4 protein-coding genes and 1 pseudogene are annotated in these 3,369 nt (G+C 68.5%); 2 read left to right on the top strand and 3 right to left on the bottom strand.

Features of this window, described 5'->3' with window-relative positions; genetic code table 11:
* Positions 1-82: 82 nt before the first annotated feature.
* Together ACFV9O_RS39920 and ACFV9O_RS39925 are read right to left on the bottom strand one after the other, a co-directional pair.
* Complete coding sequence (locus ACFV9O_RS39920; RefSeq protein ID WP_385427910.1) at positions 83-376, bottom strand: PAS domain-containing protein; 294 nt, start codon at positions 374-376, stop codon at positions 83-85.
* Complete coding sequence (locus ACFV9O_RS39925) at positions 258-779, bottom strand: PAS domain-containing protein (protein ID WP_385427902.1); 522 nt, start codon at positions 777-779, stop codon at positions 258-260. Before ACFV9O_RS39925 ends, ACFV9O_RS39920 begins: the two co-directional genes overlap by 119 nt.
* A 636-nt stretch (positions 780-1,415) precedes the next feature.
* On the opposite strand from ACFV9O_RS39925, the gene ACFV9O_RS39930 reads away from it, so the two are divergent.
* Positions 1,416-1,862, top strand: coding sequence for a winged helix-turn-helix transcriptional regulator (locus ACFV9O_RS39930; RefSeq protein WP_385427905.1), 447 nt, complete (start codon positions 1,416-1,418; stop codon positions 1,860-1,862).
* A 401-nt stretch (positions 1,863-2,263) separates the two neighbouring features.
* Here the strand turns inward: ACFV9O_RS39930 and ACFV9O_RS39935 are convergent, their stop codons facing one another.
* The gene (locus ACFV9O_RS39935; RefSeq protein ID WP_385427907.1) at positions 2,264-2,800 is read right to left on the bottom strand and encodes an SMI1/KNR4 family protein; all 537 of its coding nucleotides are present in this window, start codon (positions 2,798-2,800) and stop codon (positions 2,264-2,266) included.
* A gap of 218 nt (positions 2,801-3,018) precedes the next feature.
* Here ACFV9O_RS39935 and ACFV9O_RS39940 point away from each other — a divergent pair.
* A pseudogene (locus ACFV9O_RS39940) lies at positions 3,019-3,369 on the top strand (hypothetical protein); the annotation flags it as partial.

Consider the following 3,369-nt stretch of genomic DNA (forward strand, 5'->3'; position numbering starts at 1 on the left):
CAGACCCGTGGGCACAGTTGAGGTCAGAGCAGTCCTGAGAAGCGATTCCCCCCATGCCTAAAGGCACGGGTCCCCTCGCTAGCTATCCGATGGAGGCCGCCAGCGCAGGTTCACGGCGCGCATGCGTCGGCAGGAAGGCCCGGTATTCCCTGTTGATCGCCGGGACGCCGCTCTGAAGCACCTGGCGCATCGCCGTCTCGAGCGTTTCGGCCGCCGTGCCGGGTGCCGCCTGCGTCAGCGTGCGCCCCAGCCGCTGCTCAAGAGGGATGCCGTCCATGAGGCCCTGGGTGTCGTTGACCCAGGTGCAGCGCAGCTCGGTGTCGCGCACCACGACACCGACCGGCAGGCTGCTCGGCAGATGCAGCGCCCCCGTCAGCGACTCCATGTCCGATCCTTCCGCCACCCACGAGGGGGGCGTGTCCTTGCCGGTCGCCGCCACGACCCACTGGGCCCGGCCGTCCTGACCGGACAACGGCTGCACGCACAGGCGTACGTCGATCCTGCGGCCGTCGCGGTGACGGACCCCCGTCAAGCCGGACCAGCGAGAGTGGGCACTGTGGCTCGGCGAACGCCGATGCCTTCGCCCGGTCGTCGCCGGCCGTCAGGAAGGCGGCACCGGATCGGCCCACCACGTCCGCGGCCGAGTAGCCGACCAGCCGCTGGGCGGCCTGCGTCCACCCGACCACTGTTCCCTGCGCATCCAGCAGGGCGATCGCCGTGCCGGCTATCCGGAAGGCTGTCTGGGCCGCGGCGATTGCCGTTGGTGCGGAACTGTCCATCGATCATCCTTCTGTGTCCTGCGGGGTCAGGTGCGCCGGATGGTTGGCCGTGCGCGTGGGTGCCGTTCACCGGCCGTCGTGGTGCTGCCGTCCCCGAGGGCCGTGGCCACGCCTGCCGCCCGCCGGCGGCCGGGGGGTAGCAGTCGTCTGGATTTAGATATGCAAGTCAGGATGCTCCGGATGGGGATAGATCAAGCGTGATTTGCGGTGCGCTGGGAGCTGTGAGGGGCTTCGGCTGCGGCAGCGCCGGGTGGGTAGATGGCGGGTGGTCAGGGTGCCGGCCCGGCCGGCGGGCGGTCGCAGGGCTTGAGGTGCCGGGGGGGGGATCGACCCGGCCGACGCAGGTGCAGGCCTTGCGCAACGGGGCTTGCGGATTCGGCGGTGCAGGCTCGAGGACCTGCCCGCGTCACCGGCGAGGCTGGGGTTTCGCCGCGCGGAGGCGAGAACGCCAGTCGGCGGGTGTGCACATGTCCGCTGTCGTAGGAGCGGCGGCCATGCCCGAGCCAGAGGCGCCTGAATTGCAAGAGGAAACCCAGGGGGTAGACTATCCGGTGCACGATGCGACAGCCGGCAAACGGGGGACCGGCACCACGTGGGAGGTGGACAGTGCCAACCGGACAGCAGGGGTCAGGCCCCATGAATGACGAGCCGGCCTGCTCTATCGAGCGCAGCCTGCAGATTCTCGGCGAGCGCTGGTCCTTTCTCGTACTCCGCGAGATCTTCGCCGGCAAACACAAGTTCGCCGAGATCCAGTCGTCTCTGGGCATCGCATCGAACCTGCTCAGCGCCCGGCTCAAGCTGCTTGTCGAGACCGGCGTACTGTGCACGCAGACCTATCAGGAGCCGGGCAGCAGGCCACGGCAGAGCTACCACCTGACACAGGCGGGGCGCGACCTGCGGGTGGTGCTGGCCGCGCTGCAGCAGTGGGGCGACCATCATCGCCCGCGCCCCTCGGGCCCCTCCGCGCTGCGGCGGATGCGATCCACCGGTCAGCCTGTCCACATCGGGTTCCTCGACGACGACGGTCACGAAGTGCCCGGCACCGACGTGGTCATGCTCACCGATACGGCCGCCAGGACCTGACCGGAGGCGTGAGCCGGCCGAACCGGCCGTGCCGTGCTTTCGGCCGGAAGATCCTCGCCACCCGCTCCCGACCACCCGCTGGACACCACGCCCGCGCCGGCATCGTCCGCACCGTCATCGCACTCGCCTTCTCCCCACCGCTGGGCGATGCCGGACCGGTGCACGACCTTCCCGGTGACCATGGACGTCCCCTGGATCCTGCAGGTCGCCGAAGCGGCCGGCGCGAACGATCCCTCTCCCGACGACTACACTCGGCGGTCGACGGCGGGCCGGCGATCTGGTGCTCCACCTGAACGTCCGGACTCCTGGGACACCACCTGTCGGCGTACACCCTTATGTGCACCGCAGGGTACGGCTGTGCGTGCACACCTTTGGCCTCTACTGTGCTGGGGGACAGTTACTCAGCGGCACAGCTTGTCAATCGTGTTTTCGAAGTCAGGGAACTCTTGGGCGGCCAGTTTGATCACGTCGGCAGGCGAGCGTCGGCCTCGGGGCGCGAAGCGTTCGGCGATGGCGGCAAGCTCCTGGCTGGGTCGCGGACGCCAGTCGGGCTCGTATGTGTCGGTGAATGAGGGGATCGCGTCGAAAGGGCCGTAGCCGCCCGCAAGCAGCCACAGAAAGTCGGCCAAGTCTCGTGCGACGACGGCGGTTTCGCCCTCGGAGCCGAGGAAGACGATGGGCTGATCGGCAAGATCCTGATCATGGCGGACAAGCCAGAACGCTGCGTAGCCACCGGCGCCGTTCTGTCCGAACACCCGGAAGTCGTCACCGGTCAGTTCCGTGTTTCCGGTCCATGCGTGGATCCAGTCAGCGGTCTCGTCAGCAGACAGGAAGCGGGGGAAGGGCTCGAAATCAACCCCGTCACCGGCGTCGTAGCTGAAAGGGACAGCCAGCGCGGCGGCGAGCGCATCTGGAAAGTGGCGATCGTCGGCGGTCATCACTGGCGCAGGCTATCGGCCGGTCAGACTGTGGCGGCATTCGGATCGGCCTTTGCTCAGGCGGCGACAGGGCCGTGGCGAACGGTGGCGCCATGTGCACGTTCGCGTGTACCAACCGGTGCACGTTCGTGTGTATGCCGACACCACCGGTCTCGGGGTCATCGTGGGGGCGCGCCGGGCGGGTCGGCCGCCGTGGCCGGTGGCTCGTCCCAAGCCGCGTGCCGCTGCAGATCCAGCGCCTTCTGCGCGACTGCACCGGTGCAGGTACCTGGGCGTACGACGCCGGCGACAGCCCGTGGACCCAGGAGGTCACGGTGTCGTTCGACGGCTGCAGCATGGACGAGTGGAACGTGGGTGGAACGCCGGAGCACCCGACGCTGTACGTGTACATCGGCGACCCGGACTCCTGGGACCTGTACACGCTGACCCGGAACGCCGTCACCGCGCGCACGCCCGCAGAAGGAACGCCGACGTTGTCGGCAACGGCTGAATTTGGGACCAGTTCGAACGGTTCAATCGTGAGCCATTGTGCGGCCTCGGTGGTTCGTCAGTCGTTGTCGGTGGCGGTG

It is taken from the genome of Streptomyces sp. NPDC059909 (assembly GCF_042730885.1).
Taxonomy (GTDB): domain Bacteria; phylum Actinomycetota; class Actinomycetes; order Streptomycetales; family Streptomycetaceae; genus Streptomyces.

Bases quoted from the DNA above. Each gene is read 5' to 3' on its own strand.
- ACFV9O_RS39930 (WP_385427905.1), top strand. From the start codon at position 1,416: ATGAATGACGAGCCGGCCTGCTCTATCGAGCGCAGCCTGCAGATTCTC.
- ACFV9O_RS39925 (WP_385427902.1), bottom strand. From the start codon at position 779: ATGGACAGTTCCGCACCAACGGCAATCGCCGCGGCCCAGACAGCCTTC.
- ACFV9O_RS39935 (WP_385427907.1), bottom strand. From the start codon at position 2,800: ATGACCGCCGACGATCGCCACTTTCCAGATGCGCTCGCCGCCGCGCTG.